The following is a 17,696-nucleotide window of genomic DNA, read 5'->3' as shown; positions in this document are numbered from 1 at the left end:
AAGCCACAGCGACCTCAAAACAATCCACCCGGAGACTACCTGACATGAATCGCCGAAGTTTTCTCACCCAAACCTCTGCGTGGGCCGCTGCAGCCGCGCTTCCCAAGTTTTCGGAAGCCTCCATCCTCCCCACTCTCAACGCCGTCGCAGAGCAGACTCCCGCCGCAGGCGAAGTCAAGTTCCCCAAGGACTTCCTCTGGGGCACCGCCACCGCCGCCTATCAGGTCGAAGGTGCCTGGAATGTTGACGGTAGAGGAGAAACAGTCTGGGATCGCTTCAGCCACTCTCTCGGCAACGTGAAAGGCGCATACACCGGCGACGTAGCCTGCGACGACTACCATCGCTACCCCGAAGACATCGCCTTCATGAAACAGATGAACATGCGCAGCTATCGTTACTCCATCGCGTGGTCACGCATTCAACCCACCGGCGAAGGCGCCATCAACCAGAAGGGAATCGACTACTACAAGCGCCTCACCGACACAGTTCTCAAGGCCGGCCTGCGCCCACTCGTCACCCTCTACCACTGGGATCTCCCCCAGCCCCTCGAAGACAAAGGTGGCTGGCCCAACCGCGACACCGCCGCCCGTTTCGCCGACTACGCCGAGATAGCAGTCAAGGCGCTAGGCGATCGCATCAACACATGGGCCATCTTCAACGAGCCCTGGGTCTTCACCTACCTCGGCTACGGAAGCGGCGTTCACGCTCCTGGAAAACAGGATTTCGACCTCTTCCTCAAAGCGTCACACACCGTCAACCTCGCTCAGGGCGACGCCTTCCGCGCCATCAAAGCCATCGCTCCGAAGTCAAAAGTCGGCACGGCCTTCAGCATGTCTTCCACTACGCCTGCGACTTCCTCACCCGAAGACGCAGCCGCAGCCAAACGCTTCGACGCATTCAATAACGTCTGGTTCCTCGAGACCGCCTTACGCGGCCACTATCCCGAAGCCTTCGTCCACGGCGTTCCGCTCGAGACCATGGGCTTCCAGAGCGGCGACGACAAGCGCATGACCGCGCCACTCGACTACATCGGAGTCAACTACTACTTCCGCCAAATCGTCGCTAACCTCCCCACCCCTGCTCCCACGAAACCCTCCTACGACGCGATGGGCTTCAACCACTACAACGGAAAAGAAGGTTCCCTTACCGACTTTGGCTGGGAGGTCTATCCACGCGGCATGTACGAGATCGTTCAGCGCGTCTCCAAGGACTACGAACTCCCCATCGAGATCACTGAAAACGGCTGTTCCTACGGAGACTATCCCGACGCCAGCGGTCGCGTCGCCGACGTTCGCCGCATTCACTACTACCGCGAACACCTTCGCGAACTCGCCCGCGCCATTCAGGACGGCGCCGATGTTCGTGGCTATCACTCCTGGTCCATCCTCGACAACTTCGAGTGGTCCGAAGGCTACACGCAACGCTTCGGCATGGTCTTCGTGGACTTCCCCACGCAGCGCCGCTTCATGAAGGACTCAGCCAAGTGGTACGCTCGCGTTGCCTCCACGAACACCGTTGAAGCCACCGCTGCAACAACGTAGCCAGCCTCCGGCGAGGCACAGAGGGTAAGCGATAATACCTCTGTGCCCCCGTCCGATCGATCTCCCTCCGAAGAGTACAAACAACGCCAGCAAGCCCGCGAGCAGCGCGTCGCGCACTTCGAAAAACTCCATCGTCGCTTTGGAAACCTCCGACTCCTCATAGTCACTGCAACTCTGATTGCTGCCTGGTTCTCTCTCCACAATGACACCTTTTCACCCTGGTGGCTGCTAACCGGCCCCGCGCTATTCCTTGCGATAGCCATCCTTCACGCAAGCGTCCTTCGCAGGCGTGACTGCGCCGAGCGCGCCGTCGACTTCTATCGCAAGGGTCTCGCCCGCATCGAAGACCGCTGGGCCGGCACTGGCCCGACCGGCGACCGCATCGACACGCGCACCAGCCTCTACGCCACAGACCTCGACATCTTCGGCCCCGGCAGTCTCTTCGAACTCCTCTCCTTAGCCCGCACCCGCATGGGCGAAGATACCCTCGCCAACTGGCTCCTCGCCCCATCCCCGGTCGCCGACATCAAGCAGCGCCACACCGCCCTCTCCGAGCTCCGCACGCGCCTCGATCTTCGCGAAGACGTCGCCGTCCTCGGAGAAGATCTCAAAGTCGGCATCCACACAGAAGCCCTCACGCACTGGGCCGAAGCACCGAATGAACTCAAGCACCACGCTCTCCGCTGGTTTTCTCTCGCTCTCTCCCTCGCATCGATAGCATCAGCCATCTACTGGGCCGAGCGTGGAGAAAAAACTCCCTTCTTCCTCATCCTCGCTCTCGCATGCATCATCACCGCCTCGCTTCGCAAGCAAACCGCCGAAGTCCTTCAATCCACCGAGCACGCCCTCAAAGACCTCCAACTTCTCTCATCCCTCCTGGCCCGCCTCGAACGCGAAACCTTCGAATCCCCCCGCCTGCAAACCCTCAAAAGCGATCTCTCCTCTCATCACCTTGCTGGCTCTCAAGCCATCGCAGGCCTACGCACCATCGTGGAGTACATCAACGCGCTCGAAAACCCCATCATGCGCGCCCTCAACGTGCCTCTGCTCTACGCCGTTCAGGTCGCCTACGCCGCCGAGGCCTGGCGAAGCTCCCACGGATCTGCCGTCCGCACCTGGCTCACCGCCATCGGCGAAGCAGAAGCCCTCCTCTCCCTCTCCGCCTACACCTACGAGCATCCCGCCGATCCCTTCCCTGAGTTTGTCAAAGGCCCGCCCTGTTTCACAGCCGAACAACTCGGCCACCCCCTCATCCCCGCCGCAAAGTGTGTCCGCAACGACGTCAGTATCTGTGGCGAAACTCGCGTCCTCCTCATCAGCGGCTCCAACATGTCCGGCAAAAGCACTCTCATGCGCGCCGTAGGCATCAACACCGTCCTCGCCATGGCCGGTGCCCCCGTCCGCGCCAAAAGATTGCAACTTACGCCGCTACAAATAGGCGCGAGCATCCTCATCAATGACTCTCTTCAAGAGGGCAGCTCCCGTTTCTATGCCGAGATCACGCGTCTCCGCCAGATCTGCGACCTCGCCGAAAATCATCCTCCCGTCCTCTTCTTACTCGACGAACTCCTCCAGGGCACAAACTCAAAGGACCGCCTCATCGGAGCCCAGGGAGTAGTTCACGCCTTACTCGACGCTGGCGCCATCGGCCTCATCAGCACCCACGACCTCGCCCTCACCAACATCAGCGAGCACCGCGACGCCCGCCTCCACAACGTCCATCTCCAGGACGAGATTGAAGACGGCAAGATGAAATTCGACTTCAAGCTGCAGGAAGGCGTCGTCACCAAAAGCAACGGCATCGAACTCATGCGCCTCATAGGCCTCAAAGTTTGATTCTCGTAAGACCGGTACACAAGTCACGAAGTGACCGCCTCCCGCGCAGGGAGCCCGTCCGGCAGGACAGCGCCTTTAAATCGTGCAAACCCACGCGTTGACGAACTGAACACCCATTCAGTATCCTTCTCGCGTCGGAGCAAAGCTCTTTTCATCGCACGATCTAGTGAAGTCCGCATCGTTCTCTCGATCAAAGGCAAACGCGGCAGCGACTCACAACGCCAGGCCGCTTCGAAGAGTCAAATCCCACGACGCACAAGGATAAGGTAGAGAACACATGCGCATACTGACCTACATTCGGCAGGTACTCGACGCCGAAGAGAGCGTGCACATCGAGAACAACGCCGTCGCGCTCGAAAACAGCAAGCTCGTCATGGACACCATGGACGAGTATGGCGTCGAAGAAGCTCTGCACCTACGCGAGAGCGGCATCGAAGCCGAGATCGTCGCCGTCGCCGTCGGCCCTGCCCGCGTTCAGGACGCCCTCCGCACCGCCCTCGCCATGGGAGCCGACCGCGCCATCCACGTCGAAACCGACACCCGGCTCGACGCCATCGCCCTCAGCAAAGTCCTCGCCCAGCTCGCCACGCAGGAGCAGGCAACCCTCATTCTCTCCGGCGGCCAACAAGCCGACTGGGACTCGCACGCCCTCGCCGCCGCCACCGCCGAACGCCTCAACTGGCCCCAAGTCACCTGGACCAGCGCCCTCGAACTCAAAGGCGCCACCCTCACCGGCAAGCACGACGCCGACGAAGGCAGCGAATCCTTCACTCTCGAACTCCCCGCCGTCGTCACCACCCAGCAGGGTCTCAACGAGCCGCGCTATCCCACACTTCCCAACATTATGAAGTCCAAGAAAAAAGAGCTACGCAAAGAGTCTCTCGACCAGTTCGCAGTCACACCAAAGCTCAACTTCGTCAGCGCCGAAATCCAGGTCAAAAATCGCCTCAATAAAATCCTCGACGGCAAAGACGCACCCGCCGCCGCCGCGCAACTCGTAGATCTTCTCCGCAACGAAGCAAGGGTGATCGCATGATTCTCATCGTCGTGGAGTACGCCAACGGCAAAGTAAGCAAGAGCACCTGGGAGATGATCACCGCCGCCCGCGAATCCGGCCGCGAAGCCCCCCTCACCGCACTCGTCCTCGGCAGCAACATCGCCGCCATCGCCGCCGAAGTCGCCCGCGCCGTCGATCAGGTCCTCGTCGCAGACCTCCCCGCGCTCGCCCAATACGACCCCGAGCTTTGGTCCGCCGCCGTAGCGCAGATCGCGACCGAAGGCGAAGCAAACCTCGTCCTCATCGGCGGCAGCCGCAGCGGCCGCGAGTACAGCCCCCGCGTCGCCATCAAACTCGACGCCCCTTTGCTCGAAGACGTCATCACCCTCAAAGCCGCCGGCGAATCCATCACCGCCCAGCGCTACACCTTCCTCGCACGCGTCACCGAAACCATAGAATCCAACGCGCCCATCGCCGTAGTCACCATCAAACCCGGAGTCTTCAACCCCGCAACGCCGAAGACCGAGGCAGCAGAGCAGTTTGACGTCGATCTCAACTTACCCACGCCCCGCCTCAAAGTCACTGGCAAGACCGCCGAACGCAGCTCACGCATCTCGCTGTCCGAAGCCGAAATCGTCGTCTCCGGCGGCCGCGGCGTCGGCAGCGCCGAAGGCTTCACCCAATACGTCGAAGCCCTCGCCGACCAACTGGGAGCCGCCGTCGGCGCAACTCGCGCCATCGTCGACGCAGGCTGGCGCCCCTACTCCGAACAAGTCGGCCAGACCGGCAAAACCGTCCAGCCCAAGACCTACATCGCCATCGGAATCTCCGGTGCAGTCCAGCACCTCTCCGGCATGAACAAAAGCAAAACCATCGTCGCCATCAACCGCGACGCCGAAGCTCCCATCTTCAAAATCGCCGACTACGGCATCATCGGCGACGTCACCCAACTAGTCCCCGCCATCCTCACCGAACTGAAAAAATAGCACGTAGCATCTATTCAACCGACTGCAAATGAGTCGTCAACCGGCCGCAAAGAATCGTCATCTCGACCGAAGCGACAGACAGCATCACCCTCTGTCGCGCAGCGAAAAGACCCCCGCATTTGCTCTTGTCTGTTCCAGCTCCGTCGAATAGCGTTAGCTGAAGCAGAATTACGGAAACCTGAACAACGAACGCGAGCGGTGCCGGCCCCATGCTTCCATTCCCTCAGAAGATCGCCTTCCTTCTCTTCGCCGCCGTCACTCTCACGCTGGGTTTCTGGGGATTCTATCGCCTCTATCTCCGCATCCGCCGCGGCACCTCAGACCCCGAAGCCCGCTTCAACCATCTCCCCCGCCGCTTCTTCTACGCCCTCATCACCACGCTCACCCAGCAGCGCACCTTCAAAAAGCGCCCCACAATCGGGCTCTTCCACTCCTTCATCTTCTACGGCTTCGTCTTCTACGGCTTGGTCAACCTGGTCGACGCCGCCGAAGGCTTCCTCCCTATATCTTCCGGCCAGATAAGTTTCTCCTTCAGCCCTCCTGCCCTCAATCAAGCGTTCCTCTACACCCTCATCACCGTCCTCACAACCTACAGCTTCCTCGCCGACGTACTAAGCTTCCTCGTCCTCCTCGGCGTCGTCGCACTCGTCATCCGCCGCTTCGCCTTACCCAGCCGCGCCGATTTCCGCTTCAACCTCCGAACCCTCCTCCACAAAGACGTCCAACAGGAAAAGATCACCCGCGACTCCCTCATCGTCTCCGCCTTCATCCTCTTCCACGTAGGCAGCCGCGCAATCGGAGCCGGAGCCCGCATCGCAGCCGAAGGCCCCTCGTACCACGAGCCCTTCGCGACACTACTCTCCCACCTCTTCACTCCCGCCAACGCCGAAGCCTTCCGCATCTTCGGCTACTGGGGAGCACTCGGCTCCGTCCTGGCCTTCCTCGCCTACTTCCCCTACACCAAACACATCCACATCTTCATGGCTCCGGCAAAGTACTTCGTCGAGCGCGAACTCACCTCCGGTGTTCTCCCTCCCGTAGCCCTCAACCTCGAAGCTGACAACGAAAGCGAAGACGAAGCCAACGCCAAAACCATCGGAGCTGCAAGACTCGAAGATCTCGCCTGGCCGCGCCTCCTCGACGCCTACGCCTGCATCCAGTGCAACCGCTGTCAGGACGTCTGCCCCGCGACAGCCACCGGCAAATCCTTAAGCCCCGCTGCGCTCGAGATCAACAAGCGCATGGAGCTTAACGACCTCGCCGCTGCACAAAGTCCATTCTCGTTCACCGCCGCCCCCTTTGAAAAAGACGCTCCAAGCCCTCACCCGCTCCTCAAATTCGCACTCACTCCCGAAGCCGCCTGGGCCTGTACCACCTGCGGAGCCTGCATGGAGGTCTGCCCCACGCAAAACGAGCAGATGCTCGACATCATAGACATCCGTCGCAACCAGGTCATGATCGAAGGAGAGTTCCCCAGCCAGCTCCAATCCGCCTTCCGCGGCATGGAGCGCGCCCAGAACCCTTGGGGCATCAACCACGAGCAGCGTCTCGCCTGGGCCGATGGCCTCAACGTCAAAACCACCGACGAAAATCCCAACCCCGACGTCCTCTACTGGGTAGGCTGCGCCGCCAGCTACGACCCCCAGGCCCAGAAAACCGCCCGCGCCTTTGTCGAACTCCTCACCCACGCTGAGGTCAACTTCGCCGTCCTCGGAAAAAAAGAGTGTTGCACCGGCGACAGTGCCCGTCGCGCCGGTAACGAGTACCTCTACCGCCAACTAGCCGACAAAAACGTCTCCACGCTTAACACCGTCCAGCCCAAACTCATCGTCGCCAGCTGCCCTCACTGCATGAACTCCATCGGCCACGAGTACAAACAGATCGGCGGCGACTACAAAGTCCTCCACCACACCGAGTACCTCGAAACCCTAGTCGCCAACAAGCAGCTCACCCCCACGCCGAGCGAAGCGACAATCACCTACCACGACCCCTGCTACCTAGGCCGCCACAACGGCGTCTACGAAGCCCCCCGCAATCTCCTGAACATCCTCTCGAACAACACCCCCGAACTCCCCCGCAACAAGGAAAATTCCTTCTGCTGCGGAGCCGGCGGCGCCCAGTTCTGGAAAGAGGAGGAGGAAGGGAACGAGCGCATCTCCGACAACCGCTTCCGCGAGGCCCAGCAAACCCTCGCCCCTGCCGTAGGAGAAAAAGTCCTCGCCGTAGGCTGTCCCTTCTGCAAGAGCATGCTGGGCAGCACTCCCACCAAAGCCGACTCCGAAGACATCATCATCAAAGACGTAGCCGAGCTCCTCCTCGAAGGCGTCCGCCGCAGCAAAGGCCTCACTGCCACCCCGCAAAAGAGCGAACCCAGCACATCACCCATCTCGCAATCAGTGCCCGAAACCACAGCCGCCGCCCTTACCGCAGCACCGTCTCCCACAAAAGAGATTCTCCCCGTCGAACTCCCCCAAGCCGCCGCACCCACTGCAACCCCCGAACGAAAGAAGTGGCAACCCAAAGCCGCCACCGCTGGCCAGCCCGCCGAAAATCCTCCCGCAACGATTCTGCCCACCGGCCAACCCCCAGCGACTCAGACCACCGCAGCCCCTCCAACTACCGAACGCAAGAAGTGGCAACCCAAAACATCGACGCCCCCACCTGAACAAACGACCACCCCAACCCCGGTCTCCGAAATCCCCCCAATCGAACAGTCAGCCGTCACGCCTGACCTCGCCCCCGCGCCGAACCTCAGCCCGTCCCCCGCAGCGCCTACCTCCGAACGCAAAAAGTGGCAACCAAAATCAACGCCCCCGGTAGCCGCTCCACAAACCCCATCCCCCTCACCCGAGGAATCCACCGCTCCCACGGACCCATCCCCCGCACGAAAAAAGTGGACCCCAAAGAAACCCAGCTAGCCTACCGACCCGCCTTCACCCACTCCGCCACCCTCCGCAGCATCTCCTTCGCCTGCGGCAAAAACGGAAACTCATTCGCCGAAGCCGCGAACCCATGGTTCATCCCCTCGGCAAACACCTCCGTCACCTCCACCCCAGCCTCCGCCATCCTCTTCGCATAGGCCTGGCCTTCATCCCGAAGCACGTCATACTCTGCGGTCACCACAAAGGCCCTGGGCAATCCAGCGAGCGACTCCGCCAGCAGCGGAGACGCGCAAAAGTCCTTCCCCTCACTCTTATCATTCAGATAGTGATCCCAAAACCAGATCATCGCCAACCGGGTAAGTCCATTCCCCTCCGCATTTTCCAGATAAGAAGCCGTAGGCGGATCATAGTAAGCCGCAGCCGGATAGAGCAGAATCTGCCCCGCCAGCCCGGTCACGCCCTTATCCCGCAGCAACAAAGCCACCACCGTCGCCAGCGTCCCCCCAGCACTATCGCCCCCTACCATCACCCGCGACGCATCCCCACCCATCTCCCCTGCATGCTCGAGCACCCACTCGGTCGCCGCCAGGCAATCCTCGAGTCCCGCCGGAAATTTATGCTCCGGCGCCAACCGATAGTCCACCGAAACCACCAGCACACCTGCCTCTTTCGCAAGCGCCCTGCAGTAAGGATCATGCGTCTCCAGATTCCCAGCCACCCACCCGCCACCATGAAAGAACACCACCACCGGAGCCGGCCCATCCCCGCCGGCAGAATAAGCCCTCACCCGGATCTTCCGCCCCTCCGCGGCGATCATTCCCTCTTCCACCCACACGTCGGCATACTCCGGCATCGGCACAAACCGCGCCATCATCTCCACCCGATGCACTCTGGCCTCCTCCGGCGTCAGTTCGTGCGCTGGCGGATGGCCCAACGCCTTCGCCTCATCCAAAAGCATCTGCAATCGGGGATCGAGCGGCATAGAAGCAATATACCCGGAGCCTGCCAACAGACGCACTTACCCGCCCAAGGAAGAAATCCTCAGAAGCAGGAAAGCGCAGCTAAAGCGAAGTCAAACTCAGCCGATAAGGTCGGAAAGCTTAGTTCTGGTAGCTGAGCAGTTCCAGTCTCACCGGATCGACGCCCGTATTCACCATCCGCAGCTGTCTCGCCGCGGCAAGCGACAGATCAATCACCCTGCCCGGGAAGAACGCCCCCCGGTCGGTGATCGTCACAATCACGGAGCGCTGGTTCCGCAGATCGGTCACCTTCACCTTGCTGCCGAACGGAAGCGTCTTATGCGCCGCCGTCATCTCGTTCATATCGAAGATTCGGCCGCTGGCTGTCCGGCGCCCCTGCCACATGTCGCCATACCAACTCGCCAGTCCGCTCTTGATCCTCGTCAATACCGTAGCCTTTGGCATCCGCACCGTCGTCACGATCTCAGAGGTCGTGACCTCATGCATCACCGGCACCGCTTCCGCCGCTCGCGCGGTTGCCGGAATGGCACTGTCCGTCGCAAAGGCTGACAGAACGACCATCGCCGCCAAAGTAAAAGCGGTTCTGGCCCTTCCCGTCATGGTTGCTATACGTTCATTTCCAAATCTCGGTTCCATCCCTTAAGTATAAGAAATTCAAGGCTTAAAGGGTATTTTTAATACACAAAAATGGCCCTCGGTTCATCACACCGAAGCCGCCTTGTCAACCATTTTTCGGGTTGCCTCAAGCCCCAAAAAAAGTGCAAAATAATTCCCATTTTGGCAACTCTAGGTTACCAAAGGAGTTACCAAGGGGCCATGTGCCGTCCGCATCCAGAAGCTCCCGTTGGCGCAGACCGATTTCGCTTGTCGAGTTGGACTTGCTTTCAAAGAAGTCCGGGCACATACTTTCGGCGGGATGGAATTGCCTCCGGCGACGGTCGCATTTTTCCTGAAGTTGCAGCGGGCCGATGTGCTTCTGTTCTACGTAGCTTCATTTGGGATCAGGGAACACTACGAGAAACAAATCCAGCGGGAAAAGGAAATCCTATGAGATGTGGTTTGCAAATCGTACTTGCCGGTGCACTTTTGTTGGCGTCCCCAATCATCGCTCTTGGCGATAACGTGAGGACAGACTACAACCATCAAATTGACTTCAGCCAGTACCACACGTATTCCTGGGGAAAAGTCACGACCAAGATCCCTTTCTATACCGACCGTATTAAGCAGGAGGTCAACCTACAGCTCCAGGCCAAGGGCTGGCGACTCATGGAGTCGGGCGGTGCAGTCACCGTCTTTGCGTCCGATAGCCTGCATAACCAGCAGGAGACACAGACCATGTACGACGGCTTTGGCGGCGGTTGGGGTGGTGGCTGGGGCTGGGGCGGCTGGGGTTGGGGCGGAGGATGGGCCGATCCTGGGCTCGGCCAAACCACCACGACCACGACCAACCAACAGACAACCAACCTCGTCATCGACATCTTCGAGAGCAACTCGAAGAACCTCCTGTGGAGGGGACTCGCCACAGCGGATCTTTCGAGCAACGCGTCCAGGAACGCAAAGTCCATGGACAACGATATCTCTAAGATGTTCAAAGGCTTTCCGCCGAAGCCGACCAAGTAAACCAGCCGCCCTATTCAACGCTCCCATAGCATTTATGGGAGCGTTGATGTTTCGCGTCACCCGAAGAGCATCAGACGCGGCGCTATTTTGCAGAAAAATTCCAGCCACCACTAGCCCCTATTGCCCGCCCGGCCGGTGACAGGCAGCGCAGTTCACGGATTGCTGATAAGCTTCTCGCTCCCCCCGGAATCCACCGAATCACGAAAGGAAGTTTATGAAGATGAGATATCTGGCAGTGCTGCCAATTCTTGCCGTACTTCTGGCGCCCCTAAGTTCGGCACAAGTTCCGGTCTTCAAATTCGACAAGGCCAAAAGCGAGATCGGCTTCAACGTGAAGGCCTCGGTCCCCATATCCGGTAAATTCGACAAGTGGGACGCCACGATGATCTTCACCTCCCCCGACGTCAAAACCGGCGTCCTGGACATCAAGGCCCAGGCAGCCAGCGTCGACACCGGAAGCGGCATGAAGGACGGCAAGTTGAAGAGCAAAGACTTCTTCGACGCCGAGAATAACCCCTACATCACCTTCCATTCAGACAAAATCGTTCAGACCAGTCCGAACACCTTCGACATCCCCGGCACCTTCACCATCCGCGGAGTCACCAAACCTCAAACCCTGTCTCTGACCGTCTCAGGGATAGGGACAGGCGAAGGCGATATCAAGGGAATACTGGCCTTTGACCGCAAAGACTACGGGATGAACAGCGGAATCCCCTTCATCAAAATCGCCGACCGAGTCGAGGTGGAGGTCAACCTCCATGGCAAGCGCATCAGCGGCCCGCCGATGAACGTCAAGCCATAACGTAAACGGTCGTTTCACTTTGGCCGCGAGGACTGAGTCGGAAACTCAGCCCTCGTGGTCGCCGTCACTTCCTGGCTTCAACTCTGGTCAATTGTGTAGCAACCGAGACCCAGCGCCCATCTTGCTTCTCCCAGACATCCAGCCAGTTGTAGGTCCCGCTATTGTCTTTCCCCTTGTAAGAGCTCACCTCATCATCGAAGCCCTGCACAAAGGCCACATCGCCGACCACGCGAACATGAACGTCGTGGAGCTTGAAGCTTTTCACGACCAGCGCCCCCGACCTCACATCGTCGAGGAAACCCGACTTCGTGCCCATGGTCCCGCTGTCACTTTGTATGGTCCAGTCCGCCCCAACCAACCTATCGAGCGTCCTGAGATCCCTGTGAATCATCGCCTCGCCCAGGGCGGCTTCAGCGTCGTTAATTGTGGTTTCGGCGGTGGGCACCTCCATCGCGGCGGCCGCGATACCTGCCAGCAGAATGCTCATTGCAAATAAGCTAATCGTTCGCTTCATAGGTATTCCTCCTTTGGACATCTCGTTTCGTACTCCACAAACCAAGCCCGAATCGGCCCCCGTCCCTTTGAAGGCGTCTCCTATTTGTTCTTCTGCTGTTGCCGGTAGTACCGGCGCGCCTTCTCCCTGTTCCCACAGTCCTTCATGTCGCACCAGCGCCTGCGCTTCCCTCGGCTTTCGTCGAGAAAGAGCCATCCGCAAAGCCCGCCTCCACACATGCCGATCCGAGCCGACCTCCGAGAGCAAAACAAAGACAACGCCTCGCCCGCCAGAACCGCCCGCAACTGCTGCGAAGCGAACTGCGAATCAGGCCGCCAATGCACTCTGCCGCCTCCACTCACCACCATCGGCTTAGGTGCGTTCGCCTCTTCGCGAATCGCCACTAGATCGTGCTCCGCAACCGTCTCCCCCAGGGCAAGGGTCAGTCCGACATGGTAGATCTCCTCCCGAAGCTCCCAAACCTCATCGATAGGCGACGGAGAATCCACCAGTTCGCCGTACAGCTCAGGCTCGATCAATCCAACCTGAACCGTCCATCGGACAAACGACTCCCAATCCTTAAGTAGTTCGTCAGGCCGTTCGGCGAGGTGCTCCCCCGCCGTATTGCAAAAGTCGAGTGCAAGGTGGCCCCCAACCTGAGAAGCGACAAGCTTCGCAGGTGCAGCTTTGACACCAACATCGCTCTGGCGATCCTTCATCAGAAAACCCGCTCCCTATTGACCGTCCACCTCGAGGCGATGTCTTTATACTATCTAACCGGTTAGATAGTCAAGCCACTCGATAACAAATATTTACGCGCTCAGAGTCGCGAACCATCTTTCATCGCGACCTGCGGGAGCGCCAACCAAAGGGGTATACAAGTCACGAAGTGACCGCCGCCCGCGCAGGGCGCACTTTACATTAAAAAAGCGAGAGTCAAACCTCGAACCCCAAAGACTCTGTCAAGCCCCAAAATCGTATAACCAACTTCCATTCAAATACATACGCTTGGCGCATGAGTTACAGACGAGTCACTAGAATGGATACATAGACAAATAAGCCCCGGCTCCAAGCGCCGGGGCTTATTTCTATTGGCAACGTACTACTCTGCGGCTAACTAATTGATAATAAGTATTTTAGGCGCAAGTCATCTGTTTTCTATATTTTGCAGGCAATACCCCTCTGCAAGTTACTGAATAGAAGTAGTTTACCTCCAAAATACCACCCAGGGGGGGAGGGGGGTACCCAAGGGGATAGAACCCGGAGATTCAAAAAAGGAGCTAAGCAAACACCAGGCACTGTGGCCGCGACAACGGAAAACTCTTACCCGAGTCCGTCAGCTTACCCGTCTTCGGGTCACGAGCGAGCACCGAAATATTGTCCGACTCCTGATTGGCTATCAGAAGCCAATGCCCACTCGGGTCGAGCGTAAGATGGCGGGGAACCTTCCCCCCGCACGGCATCCGGTTCAATAGAGTCAGCTTTCCATCGGAGGGTGAGATGGCAAACGTGACCACGATATCGTCGAAGCGGTCCGTCGCATAGGCAAACTTGCCCTCGCGGTCGATCACAATATCGTCCCCGTTCGTCTCGCCCTGGAAGTCGGCAGGCTTCATCACGATCTCCTGCACAGTCTCGAGCGCTCCCCGCTCCGAGTCCCACCGCAGCACCACCACCGAGGACGCCATCTCGGTGACGCAGTACGCAACCTTGCCGTTCGGATGAAACCGCAGCGCCCGCGGCCCGGCTCCCGGAGCCGATCGCCACGCCGCAGGCTCGTTCGGAACAAGCTTCGCCGTTGAAGCATCCAGCCGATAGATGTGAATCGTATCGAGCCCCAGGTCGTTGACCAGCAGGAACCGGTTATCCGGCGACACCGTCACCCGATGGGCATGTGGAGCCTCCTGCCGCGCCTTGTTTGGACCCTGTCCGGTGTACTGAAAGAACGAAACCGCGGGACTCAGCGCCCCGCCCGACCCAACCGCAAACGAAGCGGCGCTGCCCCCACCGTAGTTTGCCGCAAACGCATCCCGCCCGGTGTGGTCGAACGCAACATGGCAGGTCCCTCCACCAAGGGAAGCAACCTGATTGACCTTGGTCAACCGCGTCTTGGTTCGGTCCAGCGTAAAAGTCGACACTGCACCACCATCTTTGCCCTCGAACTTATCCAGTTCGTTCGCAACAAGGAGGACCTTGCCATCAGGAGCCAAAGCCAGAAAGGTAGGGTTCGCAGTCTCTGCAGCAAGACCAAACGCCGTCAAATCCCCGGTCTTCTCCGAGAACGAGTACGCATAGATCCCCTTGCTCGTACCCGAAGTCTGAGTCCCAATCAGCAACGGCACTCCCTCCTTCTCAGCCGCAAACCCCGCCCTGCCCACGACCGACAACGCTGCCGAACCGAAAACAAATCCACGCCGAGTAATCTGTCTCAATCTACGCTCCTTTTTTCCCTCATCCACAATAACCCGATTTGCAGATAGTCTGTCTTCTACAGCCGCATGAGCATTTCCTTAACAGCTGCGTCCAAGGAAACAAGCAAAGTGTCTCAAGCCTCAAACGCCTCCTTCAACTCGCTATTCCAACAGCTTCACGGCAGCATCGTCGTCTCCTGTCAGGCAGACGAAGGCGATCCGCTGGACGACCTCAACACGCTCACCCGAATCGCAACCTCGGTTCTGCGCGGCGGAGCTGGTGGTCTCCGCGCTGAGGGCGCAACCCGCATCGCAGCCTTCCGCTCTCTGACGCAACTGCCCATCATAGGTATCATCAAGACCTTCGACACCAACGGAGACGTCTACATAACTCCCGACTTCCGTTCCGCGAAGGCCATCCGTGACGCCGGAGCTGACATCATCGCCCTCGACTGCACAGCGCGCCGTCTCACCGCTCCCGAACCCTGGACTGAACTCATCCCCCGAATCCACGCCGAGCTCAACCGTCCTGTCCTCGCCGACATCGCCTCCCTCGAAGACGCCCTCGCCGCCCAGCGTGCCGGAGTAGACGCCGTCGCAACCACCCTCTACGGCTACACCGCAGAGACTGCCGGCATTCGCACCCCTTCCTGGCCCCTCCTCCAATCCCTCGTGGCGCACTTGACAGTACCCATCCTCCAGGAAGGCCACATCACCCATCCCCCAGAGGCCCTGCGTGCCCTAGCCCTGGGTGCCACCGCCGTCGTCGTCGGCTCCGCCATTACCCGCCCCGAGAGCATCACTACCCGATTTGTAGAGGTAACGCGGCCGAAAGATCTTCAATTTTCGAGTAATCGAGCAGCTCGAAGCAGTATAGTCATCTAGACATATCAAAATGCGGTTGATCGCAACAGGGGAAAGAAATGGCAATTGGAGTCGCGGGAGAACCTATAACAACAACCGTCAGCAATGTAAGTAAGAATTACACCGTTCCTCTGATGTTGATGGTTTCTCTCTATTTCGGCATTGGTTTTATTACCGCGCTCAACGACATCCTGGTTCCTCACTTCAAAGATCTCTTTCATCTCACTAACGTCACTGCGCTGTTGGTCCAGTTTTGCTTCTTCGGGGCGTATTTCGTGATGTCGGTGCCTTCCGGCTGGATCGTTGGCAAGATCGGCTACAAATCAGGGATCGTCGTGGCACTATCAGTGATGGGTCTTGGCCTGCTTCTCTTCCTACCCGCTTCGGCCGTCATCTTCTATCCCCTCTTTCTCTTCGCTCTATTTGTAGTTGGTAGTGGCCTAGCGCTTCTCCAGGTAGCGATCAATCCCTACATCGGAGCGCTAGGATCTCCAGAGACTGCCTCCTCCCGGCTCAATCTGGCAGGGGGGTTCAACTCGATTGCAACGACCATCGCACCCAGGGTAGGCGCGGCCTTCATCTTCATCGCAGCCGGTGCTTCGGTAGCGCAGTTGGCTCATTCTGTCCGGATGCCCTACGCAATTCTGGCCATCTGTGCCTTTGCCATGGCGATCATCACGGCCTTTGTACAACTACCGGACGTCATCGAGAAAGGCGGAGCTAAGTCCCAAGCGGGTGGAAGCGCATGGAGCTTCTCACACCTTCGCCTCGGCGCACTCGCCATCTTCTTCTATGTCGGCGCCGAGGTCGCCATCGGAAGCATCATGATTACCTACCTCAGCCAACCATCGATGGGAAGTTTGAGCCACGAGGCAGCCGCCCGATACGTCTCCCTCTATTGGGGAGGTGCCATGGTTGGCCGCTTCATCGGCTTTGTTGTGCTACGCAAAATTAGAGCTCAGCGAGCACTCGCATTCGTCTCGTTGATCGCAGCTCTTCTGATTGGAGTCGCAATTGCGACTCACGGACACATCGCGATGTGGGCTGTTGTTTCGTGCGGGCTGTTCAACTCAGTTATGTGGCCGTGTATCTTCCCGCTATCGGTGCGTGGGTTGGGACGCTTCACGAGTCAGGGCTCCGGGATCCTGATTACCATGGTCGTCGGCGGCGCAATAATTCCGGAAATTCAGGGTTTTCTGTCTGATACCGTGGGCTATCAGCGCAGTTTTGCCATCGTCTTGCTTTGCTACGTGTATATATTCTTCTTTGCCGTCAAAGGGCATCGAAATTTGAGTATCACGAGCAATACGTCCGCGGTCAGCTCAGGGCTTACTCAATAGACGTGGTTGGCACGCGGATCGACGCCCGGTAACGATCGCCACGATAACGGGAACAGGCGACTTCGATTGGGGTCTCTTCCGTGGTCATAATGGTCCGTGAGATTGAAAGGATGCTCGCTTTTTTTGGAATCGTAAGCAAATCGGATTCTTCGCGAGTTGCCGGTAATGCCTCGATTACCTCGTCTGCCCACGCTACCCGAACACCGAATGTTTCGCGAAGCACAAAGTAGAGAGATTGTTTAGCGAAGTTGATCTTCTCCAGACCTGGAAACTGCTTCAGAGGAATGTGTGATTCTTCGAGCGCCATCGGAATTCCGTCGGCCAGCCGCAGCCGCCGTAGCCGCATAACGATTTCTCCTGCATTCAGCTTTAATTTTTCCGCGAGTTCCGCAGACGCTTTCACCCCCGTCTGCTCGATTAGTTTTGAGCTCGGTACCATGCCGAGATGCTTCATATCTTCGGTAAAGCCGCGCAGATGCATGATGTTCTTCTCAAGCTTAGGCCGAGTGACAAAGGTGCCCCGCCCCTTCTGACTAACAGCGAAGCCGCTGGTCTTCAACCCGTGAAGCGCCTGTCGTGCAGTCATTCGGCTTACGCGATATAGGCGCGCCAGTTCCTCTTCGGAAGCCAGGGGGTCTCCTGTCGCTAGCTCTCCAGAGTGAATCATTTCCATAAGAGCCCGTTGAATCTGGTAATACAACGGTATGAAACCGCTTTTATCCAGAGGACGCACTGTTGAAGCAGGTTGAGGTTCAGGCTTCGGCACTCTAGCTCCCGAGACGTTTCGAAAATCACTTGTGTCTTGATGGTTCACAGCTGTATGGGCAGCAGTTTTCTAGTCAGCATTTTGAGATACAACTTGTCGGTTATTTGCGTACCTTGTCTTTTTAGTCTTATCCCAGTTCAGTTGTCTATACATACTTGTTAGGAGCGCGGGCAGTTAA

Annotated in this window: 16 protein-coding genes; 10 read left to right on the top strand and 6 right to left on the bottom strand. The window is 58.5% G+C overall.

The genetic code is table 11. The annotated features are described in order from the left end of the window. Positions 1–44: 44 nt before the first annotated feature. The 5 genes from RBB76_RS05895 to RBB76_RS05875 all read left to right on the top strand — a co-directional run bounded on the left by RBB76_RS05895 (position 45) and on the right by RBB76_RS05875 (position 8,278). Positions 45–1,541 (top strand): GH1 family beta-glucosidase, encoded by a 1,497-nt coding sequence (locus tag RBB76_RS05895; RefSeq protein ID WP_429628334.1) that lies wholly within the window; start codon positions 45–47, stop codon positions 1,539–1,541. A gap of 42 nt (positions 1,542–1,583) precedes the next feature. Then, on the top strand, positions 1,584–3,377 hold the full coding sequence (locus tag RBB76_RS05890) for a MutS-related protein (protein ID WP_429628335.1): 1,794 nt from the start codon (positions 1,584–1,586) through the stop codon (positions 3,375–3,377). Positions 3,378–3,654: 277 nt separating this feature from the next. Further along, a complete protein-coding gene (locus RBB76_RS05885; protein WP_429628336.1) occupies positions 3,655–4,413 on the top strand; it encodes an electron transfer flavoprotein subunit beta/FixA family protein in 759 nt (252 codons plus the stop codon). Further along, a complete protein-coding gene (locus RBB76_RS05880; RefSeq protein ID WP_429628337.1) occupies positions 4,410–5,360 on the top strand; it encodes an electron transfer flavoprotein subunit alpha/FixB family protein in 951 nt (316 codons plus the stop codon). Before RBB76_RS05885 ends, RBB76_RS05880 begins: the two co-directional genes overlap by 4 nt. A gap of 209 nt (positions 5,361–5,569) precedes the next feature. Beyond that, on the top strand, positions 5,570–8,278 hold the full coding sequence (locus RBB76_RS05875) for a heterodisulfide reductase-related iron-sulfur binding cluster (RefSeq protein WP_429628338.1): 2,709 nt from the start codon (positions 5,570–5,572) through the stop codon (positions 8,276–8,278). A gap of 1 nt (position 8,279) precedes the next feature. Here the strand turns inward: RBB76_RS05875 and RBB76_RS05870 are convergent, their stop codons facing one another. Both RBB76_RS05870 and RBB76_RS05865 read right to left on the bottom strand, forming a co-directional pair. Beyond that, a complete protein-coding gene (locus RBB76_RS05870) occupies positions 8,280–9,224 on the bottom strand; it encodes an alpha/beta hydrolase (protein WP_429628339.1) in 945 nt (314 codons plus the stop codon). 118 nt (positions 9,225–9,342) lie between these two features. Beyond that, complete coding sequence (locus RBB76_RS05865; protein WP_429628340.1) at positions 9,343–9,822, bottom strand: septal ring lytic transglycosylase RlpA family protein; 480 nt, start codon at positions 9,820–9,822, stop codon at positions 9,343–9,345. 244 nt (positions 9,823–10,066) lie between these two features. Here RBB76_RS05865 and RBB76_RS05860 point away from each other — a divergent pair, with 244 nt between their 5' ends. From RBB76_RS05860 to RBB76_RS05850, 3 genes are all read left to right on the top strand, one after another. Beyond that, the gene (locus RBB76_RS05860; protein ID WP_429628341.1) at positions 10,067–10,273 is read left to right on the top strand and encodes a hypothetical protein; all 207 of its coding nucleotides are present in this window, start codon (positions 10,067–10,069) and stop codon (positions 10,271–10,273) included. Then, complete coding sequence (locus tag RBB76_RS05855) at positions 10,270–10,842, top strand: DUF4136 domain-containing protein (RefSeq protein ID WP_429628342.1); 573 nt, start codon at positions 10,270–10,272, stop codon at positions 10,840–10,842. The genes RBB76_RS05860 and RBB76_RS05855 overlap by 4 nt, the downstream gene beginning before the upstream one ends. A gap of 220 nt (positions 10,843–11,062) precedes the next feature. After that, positions 11,063–11,644 (top strand): YceI family protein, encoded by a 582-nt coding sequence (locus RBB76_RS05850; protein WP_433963521.1) that lies wholly within the window; start codon positions 11,063–11,065, stop codon positions 11,642–11,644. A gap of 64 nt (positions 11,645–11,708) precedes the next feature. Here RBB76_RS05850 and RBB76_RS05845 read toward each other — a convergent pair whose 3' ends face one another. From RBB76_RS05845 to RBB76_RS05835, 3 genes are all read right to left on the bottom strand, one after another. Continuing rightward, the gene (locus RBB76_RS05845; RefSeq protein WP_429628344.1) at positions 11,709–12,158 is read right to left on the bottom strand and encodes a nuclear transport factor 2 family protein; all 450 of its coding nucleotides are present in this window, start codon (positions 12,156–12,158) and stop codon (positions 11,709–11,711) included. A gap of 80 nt (positions 12,159–12,238) precedes the next feature. Continuing rightward, on the bottom strand, positions 12,239–12,856 hold the full coding sequence (locus tag RBB76_RS05840) for a CGNR zinc finger domain-containing protein (RefSeq protein WP_429628345.1): 618 nt from the start codon (positions 12,854–12,856) through the stop codon (positions 12,239–12,241). A gap of 561 nt (positions 12,857–13,417) precedes the next feature. Further along, complete coding sequence (locus RBB76_RS05835; protein ID WP_429628347.1) at positions 13,418–14,569, bottom strand: lactonase family protein; 1,152 nt, start codon at positions 14,567–14,569, stop codon at positions 13,418–13,420. 108 nt (positions 14,570–14,677) lie between these two features. Here RBB76_RS05835 and RBB76_RS05830 point away from each other — a divergent pair, with 108 nt between their 5' ends. Together RBB76_RS05830 and RBB76_RS05825 are read left to right on the top strand one after the other, a co-directional pair. Next, a complete protein-coding gene (locus RBB76_RS05830; RefSeq protein WP_429628348.1) occupies positions 14,678–15,433 on the top strand; it encodes an N-acetylmannosamine-6-phosphate 2-epimerase in 756 nt (251 codons plus the stop codon). Positions 15,434–15,471: 38 nt separating this feature from the next. Further along, positions 15,472–16,752, top strand: a complete 1,281-nt coding sequence (locus tag RBB76_RS05825; RefSeq protein WP_429628349.1) for a sugar MFS transporter — start codon at positions 15,472–15,474, stop codon at positions 16,750–16,752. Here RBB76_RS05825 and RBB76_RS05820 read toward each other — a convergent pair. Further along, positions 16,742–17,518, bottom strand: a complete 777-nt coding sequence (locus RBB76_RS05820; protein ID WP_429628350.1) for a GntR family transcriptional regulator — start codon at positions 17,516–17,518, stop codon at positions 16,742–16,744. The genes RBB76_RS05825 and RBB76_RS05820 overlap by 11 nt on opposite strands. Positions 17,519–17,696: the final 178 nt, after the last annotated feature.

Origin of the sequence: Tunturiibacter psychrotolerans (assembly GCF_051013365.1) — a bacterium.
GTDB classification, from domain to species: Bacteria; Acidobacteriota; Terriglobia; order Terriglobales; family Acidobacteriaceae; genus Edaphobacter; species Edaphobacter psychrotolerans_A.
Note: the sequence above shows the minus strand (reverse complement) of the source record. Positions and strands in the feature narration are given on the sequence as shown.

Coding starts and splice junctions, on each gene's coding strand:
- RBB76_RS05880 (WP_429628337.1), top strand. CDS start 4,410: ATGATTCTCATCGTCGTGGAGTACGCCAACGGCAAAGTAAGCAAGAGC.
- RBB76_RS05895 (WP_429628334.1), top strand. CDS start 45: ATGAATCGCCGAAGTTTTCTCACCCAAACCTCTGCGTGGGCCGCTGCA.
- RBB76_RS05850 (WP_433963521.1), top strand. CDS start 11,063: ATGAGATATCTGGCAGTGCTGCCAATTCTTGCCGTACTTCTGGCGCCC.
- RBB76_RS05870 (WP_429628339.1), bottom strand. CDS start 9,224: ATGCCGCTCGATCCCCGATTGCAGATGCTTTTGGATGAGGCGAAGGCG.
- RBB76_RS05840 (WP_429628345.1), bottom strand. CDS start 12,856: ATGAAGGATCGCCAGAGCGATGTTGGTGTCAAAGCTGCACCTGCGAAG.
- RBB76_RS05875 (WP_429628338.1), top strand. CDS start 5,570: ATGCTTCCATTCCCTCAGAAGATCGCCTTCCTTCTCTTCGCCGCCGTC.
- RBB76_RS05855 (WP_429628342.1), top strand. CDS start 10,270: ATGAGATGTGGTTTGCAAATCGTACTTGCCGGTGCACTTTTGTTGGCG.
- RBB76_RS05885 (WP_429628336.1), top strand. CDS start 3,655: ATGCGCATACTGACCTACATTCGGCAGGTACTCGACGCCGAAGAGAGC.
- RBB76_RS05845 (WP_429628344.1), bottom strand. CDS start 12,158: ATGAAGCGAACGATTAGCTTATTTGCAATGAGCATTCTGCTGGCAGGT.
- RBB76_RS05865 (WP_429628340.1), bottom strand. CDS start 9,822: ATGACGGGAAGGGCCAGAACCGCTTTTACTTTGGCGGCGATGGTCGTT.
- RBB76_RS05825 (WP_429628349.1), top strand. CDS start 15,472: ATGGCAATTGGAGTCGCGGGAGAACCTATAACAACAACCGTCAGCAAT.